The sequence below is a fragment of the Rickettsia endosymbiont of Proechinophthirus fluctus genome, from assembly GCF_001602635.1.
Classification (GTDB): Bacteria; Pseudomonadota; Alphaproteobacteria; order Rickettsiales; family Rickettsiaceae; genus Rickettsia; species Rickettsia rickettsii.
This window is the reverse complement of sequence record NZ_LECS01000004.1, coordinates 372385-395501: the sequence shown is the minus strand read 5'-3', so window position 1 is coordinate 395501 and position 23117 is coordinate 372385. Positions and strand designations below refer to the sequence as shown.

The window sequence follows — 23117 nt, the reverse complement described above, 5'->3', positions numbered from 1 at the left end:
ACTTCACTCTATATTTTCATAATTTTTCATTAGATAATTAAATTCCGCACCATAGATAAATATCATATTTATAATATAAAAGAATATTAATGTAACTATTATACTACCAAGTGAACCATACATTAGATTTAATTGATTATAGTAGACTATATAAGTTGAAAGCAAATAGCCGCTTATTATCCATAATATCACAGTTAATAAAGCCCCTGGAAATACATCAATAAAACTTAGTTTTACATTAGGTAATATATAATACAAAGATGAGGCACCTAAAAATAATAAAATTAAAATTAAAAAATATCTTATAAAATTTAAAATGATCTTATATTTTTCAATGGTCTCTAATATTATCGGAATTTTTGTAAATAATATTGGAATCACCACTAAAAGAAACATAGTAAAAGTAATCAAGGCACTAATTATAAGAAACTGTATAATACTAAGTAATCTTCTTCTTATATAAGGAGGTGGAGATTTTATTTGATATACACGATTTAAAATAGTCCTTAAACATTCTACAAAAGAAGAAGCAGTCCAAATACTGCCTACTATGGCAAGATTCATTAAACTTTGAGGAGGAGCACTTAGTAATTCGCGTATTCTTTTTTCTATTGATTCCATTGCTTGTTCTGGAAGACTCTCTAGAAAAATTTGTATAAAATTTTGACCAAGTTCTGAAGCTCCTAAAAAGCTTGTTAAAGCTAATAAGAATACTAGGAAAGGGAAAATAGATAAAAGTATCATAAATGACATATATCCCGAATGTTCAACGCCATCATCTTCTATTGTTCTAAATAAGGCTACATAAAGACAATTACAAATTTTTCTCATTATAAAAGCTAAGTTGTTATTATTAATTTTATATTTAATCTTAAATAAGTTCGCTGTAAATAATTAATTTATAATTAAAATGCCACTATACTTTATCCTTGATTTGAAATATTAATATAGAAGAAATTTTTTCCTTGCATTAATTTTATATTTTTCTATAATGCACCAAAATTTATTTTTTATAAATTGTTACTTTATGCTTCAGTAAATAAGTTTTTAAAACATAAGGTATTCATATTTTACAAATAATTTTAAAGTTCTTATGATATTTTTATTTGATAAGAAATAATTTTATTCTTTAATAATTATTTACCAAATGATTACAAAAAACTTAAAAAATGTTATTTTATAGTTGCTTATAATATTAATTTATGGTATTATTTCTACTTATACTTGGATAAGTTTAACAGTATTAAATTATTAATAACCACATGTTTTATAACAATAAAGGATAATATCATTTTTGTTCAAAGAAAATTTTTAAATATAGATATAATTAGTAACCAAGGAGAGGATAATGGGTAGAAAAAACGATATTATACAAAAAATCGATAGTTTTATCGGCAAGAAAATTTATTCTTTAAGACTCGCTAAGGGGTTGTCTCGTCAACAACTGGCTGAAGTAATTGATGTTACGCATCAACAATTACAAAAATATGAAAAAGCAATTAATAGAATTTCTGTAGGAAGGCTAGTACTAATCGCAGAAGCTTTAGATAGGAATATTGATTATTTCTTTGAAGGTTTAGAAGAAGCTAATAAACCGCAGCCCGTACATACTCAACATCAACGTATGTGTATTGAAGTTTCAAGAAATTTTATGAAAATTAATAGCACAGAAGAACAACAAGCCGTTAATAATTTAGTAAAATGTTTAGCTGGAAAGAAAAACTAATGCATAACAGCAAGTTTCCATCCTGATTACGTTGTGATATAATTTATGTCATCCCCGCAGAAGCGGGAACAACATTGCTTGCCTTGATAATATACAGAATACAAATCTTGATCAGCGTTGTGGAGGGGAAGACTCTCTTTTAATAGGTGTTGATTTATTTAAATTTTCCGACTGAATGATATCTCTTGCATTCATTAATGCTCCCATAATTTTTATATTCCCTTTGATATTAACTCTATCTCTTCCTACTACCATTTTAGCTTTTTCAATATCTGGATTATCTTTACTTATAGGTTTTAATTGAGACTTTCCTGATACTACCCTTACATCTTCCGTTTTAACACTAGGGTTTTCAATTGCTGCTGCTCGTTTTTGTTCTTGTAATAACTTATCTATAGTTTGTAAACGTACCTCTTTAGATAAAGTTTTATCATCAATTAAATTAGTTTTAATGAAACTTTGTTGTTCTTCAGTAGAAGATTTAGTACCAAATGCCTTTACCAGCTTATCTACTTTTTTTATTGATTCCTCTTTTTTTTCTTCAAGAGTTTTAAGGTTACCATTTGGAGAAAGCATAGCACGAAAATTATTGACTTTCTCAACTGCAAGCTTAGAGATATTATTTAATATACTAGAAGTTTCTTGTACAATTCTTTCTTCTGCCGACACTACCGGTTCTTTAGATTTTTCTAATGCTTCTGTAACAGGATTAACAGCGTGAATTACTTCTCGAGCTTTGTTATATATATCATCGTGAGGCTTGTGTTCTTCTATATTTTGTCCTTTTAACCCTTCAGTTAAATTTTGAGTGTCTCTATCTAAAGCTGTCTCATGCGCTGCATCTTTAGCTTTTTTAAGTACCTCTTTCTCAGAGTCATTAATATTACTATTATCGATCCCGCTAGAAACTGCCTTAGTTATTTCAGGACCTCCTTTGCCTTCATAAATACCGTCTACTAACCCTTTAGTCATTAGCTCTCTATCAGGTAAATTGGTCTGACTTTCTGCAATACCTTTTTCCGCTGATGCCATAATAAGTGCTTTATTAGGTAAGGATAAAGAGGCATCACTATGAGTAGCTATAGTCTCGCCTACCCCTTTAACAATCATTGCTTTGTCGTGAGCTTCAAGCGAGCTTCCTGCAACTGTGTTAGTAATTTCTTGAATTATTTCGCCTTTGACTGCTGCTGTAGCCGGACCATCTAAAACATTAGATATAATGGCTTGTATGTTTGTTGTTTTTAATTCAGTATTACTTAGAGGATCAAACAAAATATCATTTACTTTTTTTATTGTATCTTTTTTAGTTTGTTCTGCCATAATCTTATCTAAATGCTGCTGCATCAATTGTTGTTGTGCCGGACTGAGCACTTGGGCTTCTACACCTTTCTTTAATACAGAACCTAATAATTTTTGTTTTTCCGCATTGCTTAATTCAGAGACATTAACCTTATCACCTACTGCTATAAGCATTGCAGTAGAAAGGTTACTTTTGATTACAACATCCTTAATACCGTCAATTGCTGCATCTCTACTTGCATCATCTTTAAGACTTAAACCGACATCTACTGCCTTTTCTAACACCTGCTGTTTTTGCTTTGGCTCAAGATTCTCTGAATTTAAAACGATAGCTACTGTAGCTTCAAGCATTTTTGATTTTTCTAGGTCTGGGGTATTCTGATTATTTTTTATGGTTTCTAATACTGCATTGACTCCAGCTACTTTTGCATCTGGTTTGAGGTTTTTATTATTGACCGTATTTTCAGCGAAAGCAATGATATTAGCCTGCTTTTCAGCAATATCACTTTTCTCATTATTAAGAATTGCCGTAGCTGTTTCTTTAATTAAATCAATTTGTTTATTGCTATCAATTTCTTTTGTTAAACCTGCATTTACATAATTTAATAAATCTTGCATGCTGCCTGATAAAGCCGTAGCTGCATTAAGAAGATTTGGATTCACTTGTTGCGACTGTGGCATTTGTGAAGTCTCAGGTTGCAGTGGTTGGTTAGTAGGAGTAATTAGTGGTACTTGTTGTTTATACTGAGGTGGTTCAACCGATGAACTTGTGGTTTGCTGTGGAGTTATTAGCGGTTGTTCCTTACTTTGTCCTTGTCCTATTATAATATCTTCAGCTTGTGATAAATCAACGCTCTGCCCTTGGTTTAGTTCCACCTCCTTCATCATTTCTTTATATTTACCACGTGTTACCGCAAGTGTATAAATTTCTCCACCATGCTCTATATAAGCTATTGCGTCATCTCCGGTTCCGGCAAATTTTAAAGGTTTTGGTGAGCTTATTTCTTTAAGTTGAGGTTTACCGTTTGGTCCTTCTTCGTAGTGGGCAGTGAAATATACGGCTTTATCTTTGGAGGGCTTTGTGCCATCAGCTTTTAATGCTACAATCGATAAATGCATTGACCCATCGGCTTTATCAAGTTTTATAGGAAAATCTATTTCCCTATATGAGCTGATCTGAACTTGAGTACCGTCTTGTTTAGCTAAAGTAAAAGGCGTAGTTTTAACAGTTGTTTCATTTAAGGTACAGAGTTCATCACCTGCATCATTTTTAACTACTGTTGCTCTAAGATCGCTTGCACTTACGTGATTTTCCCACTGTACCGGTTTAAATCCACCAGGGTATCCACTAGCGGCGCTAAATGTATTATGCAGATTTTTATAGCCGGCTATTTCTATTGATTCTAATTTCTTTTTAAGCTCAGGCTTTTCTAAAGCCTTATCAATAAATTCTCTATTAGTCGGATTACCGAAAAAAGTACTTAATGTTTTATCTTTATCTTTTTCTTCTTCTATTTCTTTTCTTTTTTGTTCAGCTAAATCACGGTCTGTAAAGGCTGCCAGATCTTTTAATATTTGTTCTATTAAATTATCTTTTTGCGGTTGTATAATTGTTTCTCTTACAGCCTTGGTTATTGGATCTGATGCCTGACTGTCAGGAGAGATATTGCCCGATAAAGCACTCATTGAAGGGGTAGATTGAGTAGCAGATGCAGAAGTAACGATAAAACCATCGTCAGCTTCTAGTTCTGGGGTTGTAGTTTGAGATAAAAATTCTTTTTGCTCTTGTTCTTCTGTATATTCCTTATTTGCTAAAGGATCAAATTCACTTGTATCTAGGTTACCGTCTTTACTCATAAAACCTCTCATTTAACCAAAAATTAATTAGCATAAACTGTAAGTGATGCGTAGTCAAGCCGATGTTGTTACATTGATCTTTACCTTCTTATGTCATTCCCGCGGAGGCAGGTATCCAGTCACTAAAAAGTCTAAGCACACTAGATTTTTAAATTAAAAGCTCGATTTATTTCGTTTTTTTCTGGATTTCCGCCTCCGCGGGAATGACATAACATATCCTTTTTTCACAGTTTGAGTTATACTGTCAAAGATAGTATATAGAGATTTTAGTAATATCAAGACAAAACTAATATCATTGAGAAAATTTAATAGAATTTTTATATTCTTTATTGAGTGCTTTAGTTGCCCAAAGCCAGGTTAAGCAAGTAATTATAAATATAATCATTAAACAGATGGAAATAGATTGATAACTAGCGGAAGGTAATATTATAAATACCAATGATTGTAAAAATGCACTACCAGATTTACCGAGTTTTGTACCTATCACGTCGGCAGCAGCTTTGCCTTTTATTTTTATTTCCAGATCTAAAGGAACATAGGCCATTTCTTTTGTTGAATCAAATAAGGTATATTTGCTTGATTTACTAAGCACATTTTGAATAGCACCTATTGTTATAGCAATTAAAGCAGGATCGGTTAGAATAAAATTTGCTATTATTAAGCCGGCAAATCTTTCAAAATTATTAACGGCAAAAAATAATATACCGGTAATAAAAACTATTAAAGGGGTGATAACAGCCGCCGTAAACCAGCCAAGTCTTCTCACTATATTTGAACCAAGTAGGACAAATAAAATAGTAAATACTCCGGTATAGCTCAAATAACTTCCTATAAAAGCTGCATATTCAGTGGGAGTTTGATAAATTTTAGTAGCTGCTGCTTTCCAAGGACCTTCTACTAAATTAATGGCAATGCCATAGCAGATAAGCAAAGTTGCAATTAATCTAATATGTCTTGACGATAGAAGCATCTGAAAACTTTCGGCAATAGTCATAGATTTTTTCTTTGCTTTAAACCTGAGTAACGCCATATGCTCTTTGTCTAGTACTTTATGATTAAGCAACCAAAAAGTTTTAATAGCTATTATTCCTAAAATTAATACTATAGTTAGTATAATTTGTATAGAAAGTGTATGAAAAGACGATTGCAATGCAAATTTATTAGTTACGTAATCATTAATATTACTTAGATTTTCTAAAAACTGCCCTGCTAAATAAATACCTGTTTGACTAAGTAAACCGAATAACGGATAAAATCTTTTAGATTCTTCTACTGTAGTAATATTATTAACAAACTGCCAAAAAAGTAATGCGAAAACTACGTTTGGCCATAATTCGGCTATTATATAAAATAACGAAAAACTCCATTTTGATAAAAGCAATATAAACCATTTTAAATTAGGTAAACTTGCCGTTAAATTTTGAACGGTTACAGGACTGAAATGTAGCATTTCATGATTTGGAAAAATAACGTAAGCAAAAAGAGCAAAGAATGTTAAAAATATTGATATAATAAGATAAAATATATTTTCTGCTTTCATCTTATTAACAAGCTTTACATATATAGCAGTCATTAAAAAAGCTGACGGCATCACTCCCCAAAACTTCAAAAACGAGATAATCTCGGCACCGATCATAGTAGTAACAATACTATCTTTTAAAGCTCTGATTAGATTTTGGATCAATAAAATACAGAACATTAATAAAGTGATGAATAAAAATTTAGAAACTTCATGGCGTTTTATAGGCCAGATATAATCGGTAAGTTTAGAAAAATAGCTATTGATTTTAGAGGAAGAATTTTCTATATTACTGGGGTTAATCGTCATTATTTGGTCTAACCTATCTTGCTATTGGCTAGAGTTATATATTAAAGATTGTCTAAATTTAAGTCAAGTTAAAATCTCATTAAAATGAGTAATTATTGGTTAAATATTTATAAACCAAGAGGTATAAGTTCTGCTCAACTTGTTAGCATAGTAAAAAAAATACTCGGTAAAACCAAGATAGGACATGCCGGTACTTTAGACGTAGAAGCGGAAGGAATATTACCGTTTGCTGTAGGTGAAGCTACAAAACTGATACATCTGCTAATTGATGCTAGAAAAACCTATATTTTTACCGTAAAATTCGGAATGCAAACCAATAGCGGCGATTGTGCCGGTAAAGTAATAGCAACGAAAGATTGTGTCCCTTCTCAAGAAGAAGCTTATGCCGTATGTTCTAAATTTATCGGTAGCGTCACACAAATACCGCCGGCTTTTTCAGCTCTTAAAGTTAACGGTGTAAGAGCTTATAAATTGGCTAGAGAGGAAAAAAAAGTAGAATTAAAGCCACGAAATATAACTATTTATGATCTAAAATGTTTAAATTTTGATGAGAAAAATGCTATCGCTACATACTATACGGAATGCTCAAAAGGTACTTATATAAGGACTTTAGCAGAAGATTTGGCATTGTCCTTGCAAAGTTTAGGATTTGTGATAGAATTACGCCGTACTCAGGTTGGAATATTTAAAGAAGAAAATGCTATCCGAATTAAATCGCCTGACGAAATTACCAAAAATGCCCTAGAGGAAAAAAGTATAAAGATAGAAGCAATACTGGACGACATCCTGGTTCTTGATGCAACTGACAGCCAAGCACAGCAAATTAAATATGGACAGAAATGTTTATTTAATTATGAACAAGTCTTTAGACATCTTGCCAAATTTGCTTATAGAGAGGAATTTAAAGGAAACACGGAACGCAGCACCACAGCGTACACTTTAGTATGTGAGGATGCGAGTACCGGATTGACGTACAAATTACCTCTAGAAGTAGAGTTTGGCAAGATGTCTGTTGATCTTTTGTGGGTTCGTTATAAAGGCACTTTGCTTGCAATAGGTAGTTTAAACAAGAGTTGCTTTAATTCTTTACGAGTATTTAATTTAACACAAGACTTCTTTTAAAACTGGAAGTCTATATATTTAAGGAGAAATTATCGATGTCGATTACTACAGAACGTAAACAACAATTAATTAAAGAATATGCTATAACGGAAAATGATACCGGTTCAAGTGCAGTGCAATGTGCTATCTTAACTGAAAGAATCAATAATTTAACCGAGCATTTTAAATCTAACCATAAAGATCATACTTCAAGACGTGGATTATTAATTTTAGTCGGGCGCCGCCGCAGATTACTTAACTATATTAAAAAGAATAATGTTAGCAAATATTTAGATTTAATAAGTAAGCTAGGAATTAGAAAGATTAAGTAGTTGGATAATCGTCATTGCGATCAGCCGTAGAATGTGTGGCAATCTCGTCAAATATCCTGAGATTGCTTCGTCGAATTACTTCGTAATTTTCCTCGCAATGACGTGGTAGAATACAATAAAATATAAATTATGAGATGAGATAAATAGATGTTTAACGAAATAACTAAGAGTGTTATATGGAATGGGCAAGTGCTTGAGCTTAGTGCAGGTAAAATAGCAAGGCAAGCTGATGGGGCAGTTACGGTAAAAATGGGTAATTCCGTTTTATTATGTACGGCAGTAGTAGCTAACAAAGCAAAAGAGAGCATAGGTTTTCTTCCTTTAACAATTAATTATAGAGAAATGGCATATGCTGCAGGTAAGATACCAGGGGGATTTTTTAAACATGAGGGAAAAGCATCAGATAGAGAAGTTTTAGTATCTCGTTTAATAGATAGACCGATTAGACCATTATTTCATCCGGCTTTTGTGAATGAAACGCATATAACTTGCAGTGTTCTTTCATATGATCCTGAAACTCCGGTAGATATACTTGCAATTATCGGTGCATCGGCTGCACTTAGCCTATCCCCTGCTCCTTATCTAGAAATAGTTGCAGCAAGTAAAGTAGGTTTAATCAATGGTGAATTTGTTTTAAATCCGACACTTGCATTATTAAAAACAAGTCAGCTTGATTTAGTAGTTGCAGGAACATCAGATTCAGTAATGATGGTTGAATCGGAAGCTCATTTACTTTCTGAAGAACAAATGTTAGAAGCTGTAAAATTTGGATTTGAAAGCTTTCAGCCGGTAATAAAGATAATTAAAGAACTAGCAGAAGAAGCTAAAAAACCAAAACTTGAAATGCAAGCTTTATATCCTGCTTCATTAAAGAAAGAAATTGAGAAGTTATTTATAAAAGAAATTGAACAAGCTTTTGCAATTAAATCTAAACAAGAACGTAGCACTAATTTAGATTTAATAGCTGAAAAAGTTCTTACACATTTTGTAAGCGACATAGAAAATAAAAAATATAGTAATTATCAAATCGAATCAGCTTTAAAAGCTATTGAATCAGATATATTACGTAACGAGATTTTAGAAAAAAATAGACGTATCGATGGAAGAAGTACCACGGATATAAGACAAATTGCTTGTGAAATAGGTTTACTACCTTCCGCACATGGTTCAGCTTTATTTACTAGAGGTGAAACGCAAAGCTTAGTTAGTACTACATTCGGTACTAGTTTAGATGAGCAGATAGTTGACAGTTTAGAGGGTGAATATAAAGAGCGTTTTATGCTCAATTATATCTTTCCGCCCTACTCTGTAAATGAAGCAATGCCAATGAAAGCACCTAGTCGTCGTGAAGTCGGACACGGTAAACTCGCATGGCGTGCTATTAATCCAATATTACCTAATAAAGTACAATTTCCTTATTCTATTAGAGTAGTTGCCGAAACTACGGAATCTAACGGTTCTTCTTCAATGGCAACTGTTTGCGGTAGTTCTCTTGCTTTAATGTATGCCGGTGTACCGATAAAAGCACCGGTTGCGGGTATTGCTATGGGACTTGTTAAGGAAGGTAAAAATTTTGCCGTATTATCGGATATTCTCGGTGATGAAGATTATTTCGGTGATATGGACTTTAAGGTTGCAGGAACTAGTGAAGGGATTACTGCATTACAAATGGATATCAAAATATCCGGAGTAGATTTTAAAATAATGAAAGTAGCTTTAGAGCAAGCACGACTCGGTCGTTTGCATATACTGGAGCAAATGAATAAAGTTATCAGTAAACCAAATAACGAACTAAGTAAAAATGCTCCTTCTACTACTACTATAAAAATAGATAAGGATAAAATTAGAGATATTATAGGACCGGGAGGTAAAGTAATAAAGGAAATTTGTGAAACTAGCGGTGCTAAAATAGATATAAGCGATGACGGTACGGTGTCTGTTTATGCTTCAGATAGAGATAAGCTAAAAGTTGCATTAGATAAAATTAAAGCTATTGTCGTTGAACCTGAAATCGGTGAAATATTTAACGGTACGGTAGTGAAAGTCTTAGATTCCGGTGCTTTTATTAATTATGTAGGTAATAAAGACGGCTTTGTTCATATTAGTGAAGTATCAGGAGAAAGAATAGAAACGGTTAGCAGTGTTTTAAAACAAGGCGATATAGTAAAAGTTAAGCTAATAGGCTTTGATAATAAAGGCAAAGCAAAATTAACTATTAAAAATGCTGATAAAGATAAATCTTCAAATAATACAAAACCAAAAACTAATGTTAATAATACTAAGGACAATTCAGAACCTGAGCAGCGACATGATTCTAGTAAAAAACGAGCTTGGAATGAAGATAATAATGCTGAAATTGCTGAAGTAATTAAAGAACGTAAGTATTTTAATTGATATGAAGCTTAATCGTCATTGCGAGGAAATTACGAAGTAATTGACGAAGCAATCTCAGGAGTTTGTTATTATTTCATGAGATTGCCGTGCAGCCTACGGCTGCTCGCAATGATGGTTCGGGTATCCACAAAAATAGCTCATAATACTAATAATTTGCTGGATACCGTGGACAAGCCACGGTATGACAATGAGTAAATAAATGACCAACACAAATAATTACCGAATCATCGCAAAGAGGGTTATTTCTAGTGAAGCAAGTGCTTTAGAAAAATTATCCGAAAATATCCCTGAAGACTTTAACAGAATTATAGAATTTTTACTATCTTTCAAAGGACGGATAATCTTAACCGGCATAGGCAAAAGCGGTTATATTGCAAGAAAAATCGCTGCTAGCTTTTCTTCAACCGGTATGCCTGCTTTTTATTTACATCCGGCAGAAGCAAGTCACGGCGATTTAGGTATGGTGACGAGAAATGATCTAGTAATTATGTTATCTAATTCCGGCGAAACTAAAGAACTATTTAATATAATTGAATATTGCAAGAACTCTTCCATAAAAATTGCTGCAATGACAATGAATAAAAATTCTACTTTAGCTAAAAGAAGCGATTTTTTATTAATAGTACCTGAATACCAGGAAGCTTCTGTAATTGGAGTTCCTACTATATCATCTTTAATCATGCTATCACTCGGTGATGCTTTAATGACTGTTATACATGAAAAACGAGGCTTTACTAAAGATGATTTTAAAATTTATCATCCGGGAGGTACAATCGGCGCTAATTTAACAAAAATTAAAAACCTAATGCGTAGCGGTGATGAAATACCTTTAGTATATGAAGATACTTCCTTTGCCCAAACTATAATTATTATGAATAAAAAACGTTTAGGTTGTACGCTTGTAACAGATAAAAACCAAAATTTGATGGGAATTATAACCGATGGGGATTTACGTCGTCATATTAACGATCAAATCCACTTAAAAACAGCATCAAGCCTTATGACCAAAAACCCTATTCATATCTCATCGGAAATATTTGCAAAAGAGGCTTTAAATTTAATGAAAGCCAAGAATATCACTAATATACCGATTGTTGATGATAATATTATTATAGGCATTATTCATATGCATGATTTACTACGCATAGGGGTTAGCTAAACTCTATGCCCTCTTCTTATAAACGGCGAAAAAAAATTTGGAAATCTGTATATCTTTTAATAACAGTTGGAATTTTATATATAGGGTATATATTAATTAAAAGCGGTTATATTAATGAAAAAAACGATATTAACGTTACAAAAAAAAGTTTAAAAGACAATAAAAATTTTGATTTAAAGTATAATATTATATTGAAAGATTCAATTTTTGAAGGAGTAAGTAAAAATTTAAATGCGTATAAGATTAAAACTGAACGAGCTATAAAAGAGTCGAATAACAAATATAAACTAGATATAATAAATGCTATTTATAACGTAAATCAAGACCAAACTCTTATTATCAATGCGAAAGAAGGTTTTTTAGATGAAGAATCAAGCATATTAGATTTAAAAAACGATGTAAAAATTTTTTTTAATGAGATCATATTTAACACTAACGATGCAAGGATTGATTTAGTCAATAAGAATATAACCGGTCATTCCCCTGCTAAGTTACTTTACAAAAACTCTTCAATTACTTCGGATAGTTTTAATACAAAAGATGAAAATAATATTATAATTTTTAAAGGCAATGTTTCTACAATCATCGATTTATCGGATTAGACATCTTGCCAAACCAGCTTATAGAAAGGAATTTAAAGGAGACATGGAATGTAGTACCGCAGCGTACAAAGAAGTACTTGAGGATACGAGTACCGATTTGACGTCTAAATTACCTCTAGAAGCAAAGTTTGGAAAGATATCTATTATTAAACTTGTTTTACTTCTTATAATTAGTAATATAATATATGCTAATGATAAAAATATTTCAAATTTACATGTCACATCTGATAGTTTAATTATTGATAGAACCAAACAAAAAGCAGCATATCTTGGAAATGTTATTGTTTACTTCGATAATGCGATACTTAGAACGAAAGAATTATATATTTTTTATAAAACAATAGATGAAAAGCAAACTATTGATCATATAGTTGTCCCTACTAAATTGACTGTAGAAAGAAAAATAAATAATGAATTATTACTTGCAGATAGTGCTAAATATTTTTGCGATAATAAACAACTTATTCTAGTTGGTAATGTAATATTACAGCGTGACGATAATGTTTTAAAAACTAATAAACTAATCTACTATGTAGATATTATTAAAAAATAGAGCTATTTACCGTTGGTACGTCATTGCAAGCGATTGCAAGAAGTGTGACAATCCAGAAAATAATTAAAAAAATGCTAAAGATTAATATTTTTAACTGGATTGCTTCATCAATGACTTACGTAATTTTCTCGCAATGATGTTGAAAATTAATCCACGCAACAAAATCTTAACAAATAAAAAAGATGGACAGCTTACACGTTAAAAATATATCAAAATCCTACAAAAAAAGGAATATATTAACTGATATATCTCTGAATATAAAACAAGGAGAGATAGTTGGTTTATTCGGTCCGAATGGAGCCGGTAAAACAACTTGCTTTAACATTATTATCGGTTTAATGAAACTGGACTCAGGGCAATTACTTTTAAATAATATAAATATTACCAACTTGCCTATTTATTTACGAGCAAGGCTTGGACTCGGCTATCTTCTTCAAGAACCTTCGATATTTCGGGAATTGTCGGTTGAAGATAATATTAAGGCTGTAGTTGAGATATCTAACAATAATAAAGAAATAATTGAACAAAAAACCCATAATTTGTTAGAGAAGTTTTCGATAGTTCATTTAAAAGATTTATCCGCTGCTAGCTTATCAGGCGGTGAAAGACGTAGGCTTGAGATTGCACGTGCACTTGCAATAGAGCCTAAATTTATCATGCTTGATGAACCGCTTGCCGGTATTGACCCGCTTGCTATTTCCGATATTAAAAATCTAATTACTTATTTACGTGAATTTAATATAGGTATATTAATTACCGACCATAATGTACGTGATACTCTCGATATAGTCGACCGTGCTTATGTTATTTTTGAAGGTAAAGTATTATTAGAAGGAAGTGCTAAGGAAATAGCAAATAGCAAGAAAGTTAAGGAAGTGTATTTAGGTGAGAGCTTTAGTTTCTAGACTATGCAAATTCGTCATTGCGAGCGACTTGCAGGTGTTGTTGCATGGATTGTTTTATGTCATTCCCGCCTACGCGGGGATAACATCGAATAGGTTTTCCAAGCCATGTAACAAGGCTCTTTTGTAGGAATGACATAAGAGCCATGTAATAATATTCAAAACAGTTTTCTATGCAAATTAACAAAGAAATTTTTAGGGCTTATGATATAAGAGGCAATAGCCTTAAAGATTTAACAGAAGAAGTAGCTTATAAAATCGGCTTTGGTTTTGCCGAGATGACTATAACGAAAGATAACTATAAAATCTGTGTCGGTTTAGACGGTCGGCTTAGCTCCCCTACCCTTTGTAAAGCTTTAGAACTAGGATTAACTAATGCAGGGGCTGAAATCATAAATATTGGCGTAGTTCCAACACCAGTTTTATATTTTGCCGATAAACACTTTACGCCCGCCGGTAGTATTATGGTCACGGGGTCACACAATCCTCGTGACGATAACGGCTTTAAAATACTACAAAATGGTAAACCTTTTTTCGGTGATCAGATACAGGAGTTATTGACTAAGATTTTGGATAACTACTCCAATACCACACCAGCATCCCCTTATGTCATTCCTGCGAAAGCAGGAATCCATAATATACAATCTAAATACCTAAAACGTATTTTAGATGGAATAAACATTAATCCAAAATTAAAAGTGGCTTGGGATTGCGGCAATGGAGCAACCGGCGATATTGTTGAAGAACTTAAAAAGCATCTCTCAAACAAGAATATAATCATACATAGTAAGATTGATGGGAATTTTCCAAGCCATCATCCTGATCCTACAAATCCTGCTAATTTGCAGGAGTTAATAAAAGTGGTTAAAGAACAAAATTGTGACCTTGGTATAGCTTTTGACGGTGACGGTGATAGAATCGGCATTATAAGCTCAAGCGGTAAAATATTATTAGGTGATCAAATTTTATGCATTTTTGCTGAGGATATTTTAAAGGAAAATCCAAACGCAACTATAATAGTTGATGTAAAAGTCAGCCAATTTATAGTCGCTAAAATAAAATCATATGGAGGACATCCTATAATATGGCGAACAGGTCATCCTTTTATTAAAAGCAAAATGCTTGAGACAAAGGCTTTACTCGCTGGCGAAATGAGCGGGCATATATTCTTTGCCGATAAATATTTTGGTTTTGACGATGCAATTTATGCAGCTCTTAGATTTTTAGATTTACTTAGTAGATCAAGTAAAACTCTAGATGAGATAATAGAGGATGTACCGAAAAGCTATAGTACACCGGAAATTAAAATTGTTGTTCCTTCAGAGTTAAAATTACAAATTATTCAAGAGATTAAAGAAAAATCATTAGAAGAGAAAATGGAGTGTAATGATATAGACGGTGTACGGGTAAATACTGCACATGGTTGGTGGCTCTTGCGTAGCTCTAATACCGAATCTATTATAGTTGCAAGGGCTGAATCAGATAGTAAGAATGGTTTAGAGGAAATAATCACTATAATTAATAAATATCTTGAAAAATACGGGTTATTAATTAATTATTAACACATTATTGCTTTCTAAAATATTATTTTATATATTTTTCTTACATTAAATTAATATAAAGAAAAATAATATGTTAAAAATCTCAAATATCAATCACTCATTTGTTGATACTAGATTAGTTACAATAACGCCAATAGGTGTAAATACATTAAATATTAACATTGAGGCGCCATTTTAGTAATAAAACATAAAGACCTTGAGCCTACTGATAATCCTCTTAACAGTGACGTAGCCGCATCTAACGGTTTAAATAGTCTGACCATTGACTACAGTGATGCGGGCTTATTTAGTGCTCTAACTATTAGTTATGACAACAAACTTGGTACAATAACATTTAGTGGACCAGCAGATAGTAATGCTAATACTGACACTTTAGGAAATACTAATGAAACCGTTTAAGGGTATGAGGTCATTCCTGCTAGGCGTTGTTACATGGATAGGTTTTTCCGTCATTGCGAGGAGTTGCGTTAGCAACGACGCGGCAATCTAATAAGATAATATAAAAAACTCTTGAGCTTGCCATGCCATCATAAATGCTGGCTTGCAATGACTATACAAGTTTGTATTTTTTAGTTAAACAAGTGACAAACAAAGAAATATACTCAAATGATTTGGAGAATGGGAATGTAAAACGAGGAGCGAGTACGCACAGCCTATATTTAATAGGTGATCCGAAGTTTTGCAGAAACAATTCTTCAAAGCAGAAGAGTATAATTATATTATGCGGGCCGACTGCTAGTGGGAAGTCTTATTTAGGTCATGAACTGGCTAAAGCTTATAACGGCGAAATCATTAATATCGACTCAATGCAGGTTTATAAGGAAATTCCTATTATTACCGCCTCCCCTCCGAAAAGCTACAAAACTGAAATCTTGTATCACTTATATAACTTCTTATCAATGACAGAAGATTTCTCGGTAATAAAATATCTAAAACTTGCGACAGAAAAAATAAAAGAAATAACCGACAGGGGTAAGCTACCTATATTAATAGGTGGAACGGGTTTATATATTAATTCTTTAGTTTTTGGCTATAATAATATTCCTGATATATCAGAAGATTTACAAGCACAGGTAAGAAATTTACATGTTAAAATAGGCAATATAGAATTATGGGGTAAATTAGAGAAGTTGGACCCGCTTGCTGCTTCTAAAATAAACCAAAATGATACTCAGCGTTTAATTAGAGCTTATGAAGTATTCATGCAAACCGGTAAATCTATTTTTTCTTTTCAAACTTTGCCAAAAGAACAAATCTTATCTGATTTTAATTTCAAAATTATTTTCTTAAATCCTGAGCGAAAGTTTTTATATAAAACATGTAATGAGCGTTTAGATAAGATATTTAAAGAAGGGGCAATTGACGAAATAGCTTTAATAAAAAAGCAATTTGCTCCTAAAGATTATACGAATTTGAAAGCTGTAGGGATAAAAGAAATTTTAGCTTATTTAAACGGCAATCTCACTTTAGATGAGGCTTTAAATGCAGCTCAAATACGAACCCGTCAGTATGCTAAAAGACAAGTTACTTGGTTTAAAAATCAGATACAAGATAAAATCACATTGGAATATGCTAACCAAGAAGAATTTACTCAAACTTTAAAAAACCCTTTTAAAACTATATAGCTTATCTACGTATTGCTTCTTTCTTTTTATTATTGGAAATAGGAGTAATGGAAAGTGTATTTGTCTTAGGTCCTACAATATTAATCTTACTATTTAAATTTGAGACGATACTTTGTGCTTCTTTTAATACATCAGCCGGAACTTTATTTTCTAATTCTGGTTTCTTATCAGATTTGTGATTAAGGTAACCAACTCCTGCTTGAACAACATTTAGTATTTGTTTAATAATATTCAGTGCTTGTCCTTCTTTCCAAGCTAAACTACCTATACTAGTAGCAACATTAATATATTTTTTATTTTCAATATTTTCTAAGATTGGAATTAGCTTATCCGGTTGATTGAGCATAGGTGTTAGTATACTATATAATTCTTTCTTATCGAGCTTATTTATACCGGGTACATCTTTTAAAGTTTTATCTAAAATACCTGTAAATATTTCCTTATTATCGTTTAAATATTTTTTGATCTCGGGATTATCTTTAGTTAACATTACCAATTCTTTAGCTATTCCCGTATAATCACCTTTAACAAATCCATCAAAAACCTTTTTTAATTATTCAGGATTATCAAGTAATATAGACATTACATTCGTAAGTTTTATAGTATCTTTTGTTTCTAGTCCATAATTTTCAAACTGCTGTTTATAGTGTGGCTATTTTTTTCATCTTGCTCTAAAATGCCTGTAATTAAATTATCGAATAAACCCTCTTGACTTTGCTCTACTAATATATCTTTTAATTTAAATAAAGGATCATTAAGGGCGGAGATTATATTACCGGTTAAACTCATATAATCGCCTTTATTTAAGTCTGCAATAATCTCATGAGCAACTTCCGGTTTTGACATAACTTCACCTACTATACTAAGCATTTGTTTATTAAAATTATATTCTTGCGTTATGCTTTGTATATTCGGAGTATTTTCAATAATAGCTGCAGCAATATCTGGTAAGACTGTTTTATTATCAGCAAAAAAACTTTTTAATTTATCGTCACCCGCTACCATACCTGCTACCATTTCTAAAGATTTCTCACGAGCCACCATTACTCCTTGATTTGCATTCAGAGTATCAAAAATCTCTTTTGTCTCAGGCATTTTATTTAATAAAGTAGGAATAGTCTCTACACTTTATAGCTTTCAAAATATTCTTTTAAGAAAGGTTTAGCTTGTTCTTTAGTTTCTATTAAGAAACCTTCTATAATTATTTATTTTTCAGGAGATAATTTATTAAACCTTTTTAGAGCATTAGGATTGTTTATATTTTCAGCCAGCTCTTTTTTAAACTCAGGATGTTCATCAAATATTTTTATAACTTTTGCATATGTGTCATTTACTTTGAGGTTTTTGTAATATATCATCAAAAGCTTTTATATAGTCGCTTGGAAGTATTTCAGTTATGTAATTCGCAATATCGTTACCTTTTTCATTAAAAAATTTTCAGCAATTTTTATCCGTGGATAACATTCCTAATGTTTTAGAAGTTACTTTATTCCATAGTCCGGTACTTCTTGCTTTATCTCAAGTGCAATTTCTTGAAGGTTTTTAAGTACAGCATCATTTTTAAAACATTCTTTTAGTATTTCGAGTCCCTTTTCATCTAAAGCACTCTTATCTTGAAATTCTCTAAAACCTGCTTTTGCTAAGATTTGTCCTATTTTTGGTAAATCATCGGAATGCTTTTTTAGAAAATTCTATATTTCGGATTTTTCAAGAACAGATTTTTGAAACTTTGAATCAAGATATATATCAGAGGAGCTTGCAAGTTTAACAAGATTATAACTATTTACGGGATTAGTGAAGGCAAACTTCGCGCCTTTTAATAATGCTCCTATACTAACTGGTAATATTTTTTCTTTGGAGATGCAAGGTCATAAATAAAGCTTGTCAATGCCTTTCTGCATCAGTAGAAGATAATGTCCTTTTAACAGTTTTATTAAAATTCTTTAATTTAATATCTTTAATGGAATTTGTAACTGCCGTAAAAATAATGAAATATATTTAATTACATAAACATTAAATTATCTTAAAATTGATTCAAAGAAATAAATTATAAGCACTACTTAAATATTTTAATTTATGTTACATAATATGGTAATTAAATCAATTTGATCTAAGATTTATGGAGTTATTTGTGTATTTGTTTATTTTTTGTAGGTAATGATGCGTAAGTATGTGATTTATCGTGATTATCTACTACATGCACTTTACTATCTAAATTTGAAACTATATTTTTTGCTGCTTTTAAAACATTTAATTTATTAATATTTTCGAACTCATTTTTAAAGTTGTCTTTTAACTGTTCATTGAAGATTTCTTTTGGTAAATAAATTCCACCGGTAATAGTGCCTACCCCAGTATATTTAGATTTAGAATATAAAGTAGAGGCAATATTACTTGCTAACTTTTCTAGATTTTTTGGCTCTAAAAAATTATTTATATTATCAGGATTTTCTTTAGAATATTCAGAAATGATAGGTTTTAGCATCTGATTTATCATGTAAAAATCTTCACCTCTATTATCACCTTTATCAAAAAGTTTTTGTGATATTTTCTCGCTTAAAATATTTGCTAATAAATTACTCTTAATATTTTGTTTATTTGCAATATTTTCATATAAAGGGTTCAATACTTGTAATGGAGAATTTACATGATTTGTAATATGTTTATATTGATTTGTTCTAGGAGTCGCTAGGTTAGTAACCATATTCATAGGTAGTGAATTTAGTTTTTCTATAATATAGTCTTTAATCGTTTGATTTTCTTCATATAATCTTTTTACTTGTTGAGCAAAATTTTTTTTACTAAGTACATTTTTTTTTCCTTCAGCTTGTATTTGTAAAAATAATTTATCAATTGCCTTATCAATTAATTTTGCTTGTTGTTCTTTAATTAGTTTAGGTACTAAAGGAGGGATAGCCTTATCAAGATTGTAAGTATCAGTAAGTAGCATTAAATTATCAGGTAATTTAGCCTCTGCTAAATTAATTTTTTTAAAATTACAATCTTTGAAAGAAGTGACTTTAGTTAAATCTGCATTTTTTAATGATACGCCTGAGAAGTCGATATTAGATAAATCACCTACTAATATAGCTCCCTCTAAGCTGAATTTTCCATTTTGTATTTTATATAAATTATTTCTAAGAGTAATTGCATCTATAGTTTTATCTTTAAAATCTTGTGATGGACTAAATACGTCTTTTAGTTTTTCAGTAGCATAGCTAAAACCTGCTTTTATAATATTCGGCAATTGCCCTTCCAAATAATTTGTTTTTTGAGCTAGATTATATATAGCACTAGCAGCCTCACGATAATTACTTTTTTCAACCTCTTCTATAACTTTAACTAATTCATTAGGATGGTTTAACATTGATGGAAGTACATTATATAATTCTTTCTTATCAAGGTTATTTATACCGGGTATTTCTACTAAAGTTTTATCTAAAATACTTGCAAATATTTCTCTATTATTGTTTAAATATTTTTTAATTTCAGGATTGTCTTTAGTTAAAGCTATTAACTCTTTTGCCATTCCCGTATAATCACCTTGAATAAAATCTCGAAAAACCTTTTTTAATGATTCAGATTGATCAAGTAATATAGGCATTATGCTCGTTAGCTTTGTAACATCACTCGCTTCCAGATTATAATTTATAAGTTGTTGTTTTATAGTTTGGCTATTTTTTGCATCTTGTTCTAAAACTCCTGTAATTAAATTATCAAATAGACCTCCTGTACTTTGCTCTACTAATATATCTTTTAATTTAAATGAAGGATCATTAAGGGCGGAGATTATATTACCGGTTAAACTCATATAATCGCCTTTATTTAAGTCTGCAATAATCTCATGAGCAACTTCCGGTTTTGACATAACTTCGCCTACAATACTAAGCATTTGTTTATCAAAATTATATTCTTTTATTACGTTTTGTACGCTAGGAGTATTTTCAATAATACCTAAAGCAATATTTGGTAAGATTGTTTTATTATTAGCAAAAAAACTTTTTAATTTATCATCACCAGCTACCATTTCTAAGGATTTCTCAAGAGATATCATTACACCTTGATTTGGAGCATTAAGAGTATCAAAAATCTCTTTTGTCTCAGGCATTTTATTTAATAAAGTAGGAATAATATCTAAAATTTTAAGATCAATTTTGTAGGTTTCAAAATGTTCTTTTAAGAAAGGTTTAGCTTGTTCTTTTGCTTCTTCTAAGAAATTTTCAATAATTATTTGTTTTTCAGGAGATAATTTATTAAATCTTTTTAGAGTATTAGGATTGTTTATATTTTTAGCCAGTGCTTGCTTAAAATCAGGATGTTCATTAAATATTTTTAATAAATTTTTCTTTTCGGGTTTTTGTAATATATCATCAAAAGTTTTTATATAATCGCTTGGAAGTATTTCAGTTACTCCTGTACGTATGTATTGCGTAATATCTTCACTCTTTTCGTTAAAGAATTTTTGGAAGTTTTTATCGGTAACCAGCATATCTAAAGTTCTAGAAGTCACTTTATTCCAGTCCGGTAGCTCTTGCTTTACTTCAACTGCAATTTCTTGAAGTTTTTTAAGTACTTGTTCATTTTTAAAACATTCTTTTAGTATTTCGAGTCCCTTTTCATCTAAAGCACTCTTATCTTGAAATTCTCTAAAGCCTGCATTTGCTAAGATTTGACCTATTTTAGGCAAATCATCCGAATGTTTTTTTAAAAATTCCCATATTGGAGATTTTTTAAGAAGTGATTTTTGAAATTCCGGATCAAGATATATCTTAGAAGAGTTAGCAAGCTTCACAAGATTATAAGTATTTACAGGATGAGTTAAAATAAATCTTGCTCCGAGTAATATCGTTCTTAAGCTTATACTCTTTGAAGATGATAAGTCCTGAATTGCACTCTTTAGTACTTTATTAGCTTTAGAAGAAGATAAAACTTGTTCTACAACTTTTTGATAGTTTTTATTATTTATAACAGCCATAAAATCACTTGCAATGTTTAAATATTCTAAATCTATTTTAAAAAATTTTTAAAAATAAAGATCAGGTATTTTTAATTTTTTGTTATTGTTGTTCTTAATATGTATACTTCGACACAACATGTTCAGCATAAGTGCTATCTGAGTATATTATTTAGCCTCCACTGTGGCGTCCATCTCAGTGAATACTTCTTCCCATGAACCGGTAGTCGCTGCTTTTGAATATTCAGTTGTTCTATTTTCAAAAAAGTTCGTATGTTCGACTCCGTTTAGCATTTCATCAAGCCAAGGAAGGGGGTTATGATTTACCAAATATACATCTTTGAGTCCTAGCTGCATTAAACGACGGTCGGCAATATAACGAATATATTGTCTTACTTCATATGCCGTTAATCCCTCAATACCGCCAACTTCAAAAGCAAGTTCAATAAAGGCATCTTCAAAATGCACAATAGTCGTACAAGCTTCATAAATACGTTTACGTAAAGTTTCTGTCCAAACTTCAGGATTTTCTCTTACAAAAGTCTTAAATAGAGTAATAATTGAGTTAGTATGAAGTGTTTCATCACGCACTGACCAAGCAATAATCTGTCCCATACCTTTCATTTTATTAAAACGAGGGAAATTAAGCATGATCGCAAAAGAAGCAAATAGCTGTAATCCTTCAGTAAAAGCTCCAAATACTGCGAGTGTAGTTGCTATATCTTCTTTGGCATCCACTCCGAATTGCTGCATATAATCATACTTGTCTTTCATTTCCTTATATTTAAGAAATGCTGAATATTCTACTTCCGGCATACCTACCGTATCAAGTAAATGTGAATATGCCGCGATATGTATCGTTTCCATATTAGAAAATGCTGATAACATCATTAATATTTCAGTCGGTTTAAATACTCGTGAATAATGCTTCATATAGCAATTATTCACTTCAATATCTGCCTGTGTAAAAAAACGAAATATTTGCGTTAATAGATGTTTTTCCCCTGGAGTTAAGTTATATTTCCAATCTTTAACATCGTCGGCAAGCGGTACCTCTTCCGGTAGCCAATGAATTTTTTGTTGAGTGTGCCAAGCTTCATATGCCCATGGATATGAAAACGGTTTATAAATTGGACTTGCATCAAGTAGTGACATAATTTTTCTTCTTTTAATTTTTCTATTTCTTCTTTTGAAAGCTTAGTATATTTAATTATTTGCTCTAT

General features: G+C 31.2%; 15 protein-coding genes and 2 pseudogenes. 11 read left to right on the top strand and 6 right to left on the bottom strand.

Features of this window, described 5'->3' with window-relative positions; translation table 11 throughout:
• Positions 1-3: 3 nt before the first annotated feature.
• Positions 4-831 carry a YihY/virulence factor BrkB family protein gene (locus BG75_RS03910; protein ID WP_062811513.1) on the bottom strand — a complete coding sequence of 276 codons (828 nt, stop codon included), beginning with the start codon at positions 829-831 and terminating at the stop codon, positions 4-6.
• Positions 832-1348: 517 nt separating this feature from the next.
• Here BG75_RS03910 and BG75_RS03905 point away from each other — a divergent pair.
• Positions 1349-1726 carry a helix-turn-helix domain-containing protein gene (locus tag BG75_RS03905; RefSeq protein WP_010977292.1) on the top strand — a complete coding sequence of 126 codons (378 nt, stop codon included), beginning with the start codon at positions 1349-1351 and terminating at the stop codon, positions 1724-1726.
• Between the two features lie 111 nt (positions 1727-1837).
• On the opposite strand, the gene BG75_RS03900 is transcribed toward BG75_RS03905, so the two are convergent.
• Together BG75_RS03900 and tlc4 are read right to left on the bottom strand one after the other, a co-directional pair.
• Positions 1838-4882 (bottom strand): Sca4 family spreading effector, encoded by a 3045-nt coding sequence (locus BG75_RS03900; protein WP_062811881.1) that lies wholly within the window; start codon positions 4880-4882, stop codon positions 1838-1840.
• Between the two features lie 292 nt (positions 4883-5174).
• Entirely contained in the window at positions 5175-6710 is a 1536-nt protein-coding gene (tlc4, locus tag BG75_RS03895; RefSeq protein WP_062811512.1) for an NTP/NDP exchange transporter Tlc4, read from the bottom strand.
• 84 nt (positions 6711-6794) lie between these two features.
• Here tlc4 and truB point away from each other — a divergent pair, with 84 nt between their 5' ends.
• The 10 genes and pseudogenes from truB to miaA all read left to right on the top strand — a co-directional run bounded on the left by truB (position 6795) and on the right by miaA (position 16940).
• Positions 6795-7832 (top strand): tRNA pseudouridine(55) synthase TruB, encoded by a 1038-nt coding sequence (gene truB / locus BG75_RS03890; protein ID WP_062811511.1) that lies wholly within the window; start codon positions 6795-6797, stop codon positions 7830-7832.
• A gap of 35 nt (positions 7833-7867) precedes the next feature.
• The gene (rpsO, locus tag BG75_RS03885; RefSeq protein WP_004995678.1) at positions 7868-8143 is read left to right on the top strand and encodes a 30S ribosomal protein S15; all 276 of its coding nucleotides are present in this window, start codon (positions 7868-7870) and stop codon (positions 8141-8143) included.
• 147 nt (positions 8144-8290) lie between these two features.
• A complete protein-coding gene (pnp, locus tag BG75_RS03880; RefSeq protein ID WP_062811510.1) occupies positions 8291-10537 on the top strand; it encodes a polyribonucleotide nucleotidyltransferase in 2247 nt (748 codons plus the stop codon).
• A gap of 199 nt (positions 10538-10736) precedes the next feature.
• Positions 10737-11696 carry an SIS domain-containing protein gene (locus BG75_RS03875; RefSeq protein ID WP_062811509.1) on the top strand — a complete coding sequence of 320 codons (960 nt, stop codon included), beginning with the start codon at positions 10737-10739 and terminating at the stop codon, positions 11694-11696.
• Positions 11697-11701: 5 nt separating this feature from the next.
• Entirely contained in the window at positions 11702-12298 is a 597-nt protein-coding gene (gene lptC / locus BG75_RS03870) for an LPS export ABC transporter periplasmic protein LptC (protein WP_062811508.1), read from the top strand.
• 43 nt (positions 12299-12341) lie between these two features.
• Complete coding sequence (locus BG75_RS03865; RefSeq protein ID WP_062811880.1) at positions 12342-12851, top strand: palindromic element RPE1 domain-containing protein; 510 nt, start codon at positions 12342-12344, stop codon at positions 12849-12851.
• 182 nt (positions 12852-13033) lie between these two features.
• Positions 13034-13756: an LPS export ABC transporter ATP-binding protein gene (lptB, locus tag BG75_RS03860; RefSeq protein ID WP_062811507.1), complete on the top strand. Its 723-nt coding sequence runs from the start codon at positions 13034-13036 to the stop codon at positions 13754-13756.
• A gap of 170 nt (positions 13757-13926) precedes the next feature.
• Entirely contained in the window at positions 13927-15315 is a 1389-nt protein-coding gene (locus tag BG75_RS03855; protein ID WP_062811506.1) for a phosphomannomutase/phosphoglucomutase, read from the top strand.
• A 70-nt stretch (positions 15316-15385) separates the two neighbouring features.
• A pseudogene (locus BG75_RS10605) lies at positions 15386-15714 on the top strand (hypothetical protein).
• Between the two features lie 134 nt (positions 15715-15848).
• Positions 15849-16940, top strand: coding sequence for a tRNA (adenosine(37)-N6)-dimethylallyltransferase MiaA (miaA, locus tag BG75_RS03850; protein WP_062811505.1), 1092 nt, complete (start codon positions 15849-15851; stop codon positions 16938-16940).
• Between the two features lie 172 nt (positions 16941-17112).
• Here the strand turns inward: miaA and BG75_RS09850 are convergent.
• The 3 genes and pseudogenes from BG75_RS09850 to BG75_RS03830 all read right to left on the bottom strand — a co-directional run.
• A pseudogene (locus BG75_RS09850) lies at positions 17113-18902 on the bottom strand (hypothetical protein); the annotation flags it as partial.
• Positions 18903-19065: 163 nt separating this feature from the next.
• Entirely contained in the window at positions 19066-21915 is a 2850-nt protein-coding gene (locus tag BG75_RS03835; RefSeq protein ID WP_062811502.1) for a pentapeptide repeat-containing protein, read from the bottom strand.
• A 147-nt stretch (positions 21916-22062) separates the two neighbouring features.
• A complete protein-coding gene (locus BG75_RS03830; protein WP_062811501.1) occupies positions 22063-23049 on the bottom strand; it encodes a ribonucleotide-diphosphate reductase subunit beta in 987 nt (328 codons plus the stop codon).
• Between the last annotated feature and the right edge of the window lie 68 nt (positions 23050-23117).

Coding starts and splice junctions, on each gene's coding strand:
- pnp (WP_062811510.1), top strand. CDS start 8,291: ATGTTTAACGAAATAACTAAGAGTGTTATATGGAATGGGCAAGTGCTT.
- BG75_RS03855 (WP_062811506.1), top strand. CDS start 13,927: ATGCAAATTAACAAAGAAATTTTTAGGGCTTATGATATAAGAGGCAAT.
- BG75_RS03830 (WP_062811501.1), bottom strand. CDS start 23,049: ATGTCACTACTTGATGCAAGTCCAATTTATAAACCGTTTTCATATCCA.
- BG75_RS03835 (WP_062811502.1), bottom strand. CDS start 21,915: ATGGCTGTTATAAATAATAAAAACTATCAAAAAGTTGTAGAACAAGTT.
- BG75_RS03905 (WP_010977292.1), top strand. CDS start 1,349: ATGGGTAGAAAAAACGATATTATACAAAAAATCGATAGTTTTATCGGC.
- rpsO (WP_004995678.1), top strand. CDS start 7,868: ATGTCGATTACTACAGAACGTAAACAACAATTAATTAAAGAATATGCT.
- lptC (WP_062811508.1), top strand. CDS start 11,702: ATGCCCTCTTCTTATAAACGGCGAAAAAAAATTTGGAAATCTGTATAT.
- BG75_RS03900 (WP_062811881.1), bottom strand. CDS start 4,882: ATGAGTAAAGACGGTAACCTAGATACAAGTGAATTTGATCCTTTAGCA.
- lptB (WP_062811507.1), top strand. CDS start 13,034: ATGGACAGCTTACACGTTAAAAATATATCAAAATCCTACAAAAAAAGG.
- BG75_RS03910 (WP_062811513.1), bottom strand. CDS start 831: ATGAGAAAAATTTGTAATTGTCTTTATGTAGCCTTATTTAGAACAATA.
- miaA (WP_062811505.1), top strand. CDS start 15,849: ATGCTGGCTTGCAATGACTATACAAGTTTGTATTTTTTAGTTAAACAA.
- tlc4 (WP_062811512.1), bottom strand. CDS start 6,710: ATGACGATTAACCCCAGTAATATAGAAAATTCTTCCTCTAAAATCAAT.
- BG75_RS03865 (WP_062811880.1), top strand. CDS start 12,342: ATGGAATGTAGTACCGCAGCGTACAAAGAAGTACTTGAGGATACGAGT.
- truB (WP_062811511.1), top strand. CDS start 6,795: ATGAGTAATTATTGGTTAAATATTTATAAACCAAGAGGTATAAGTTCT.
- BG75_RS03875 (WP_062811509.1), top strand. CDS start 10,737: ATGACCAACACAAATAATTACCGAATCATCGCAAAGAGGGTTATTTCT.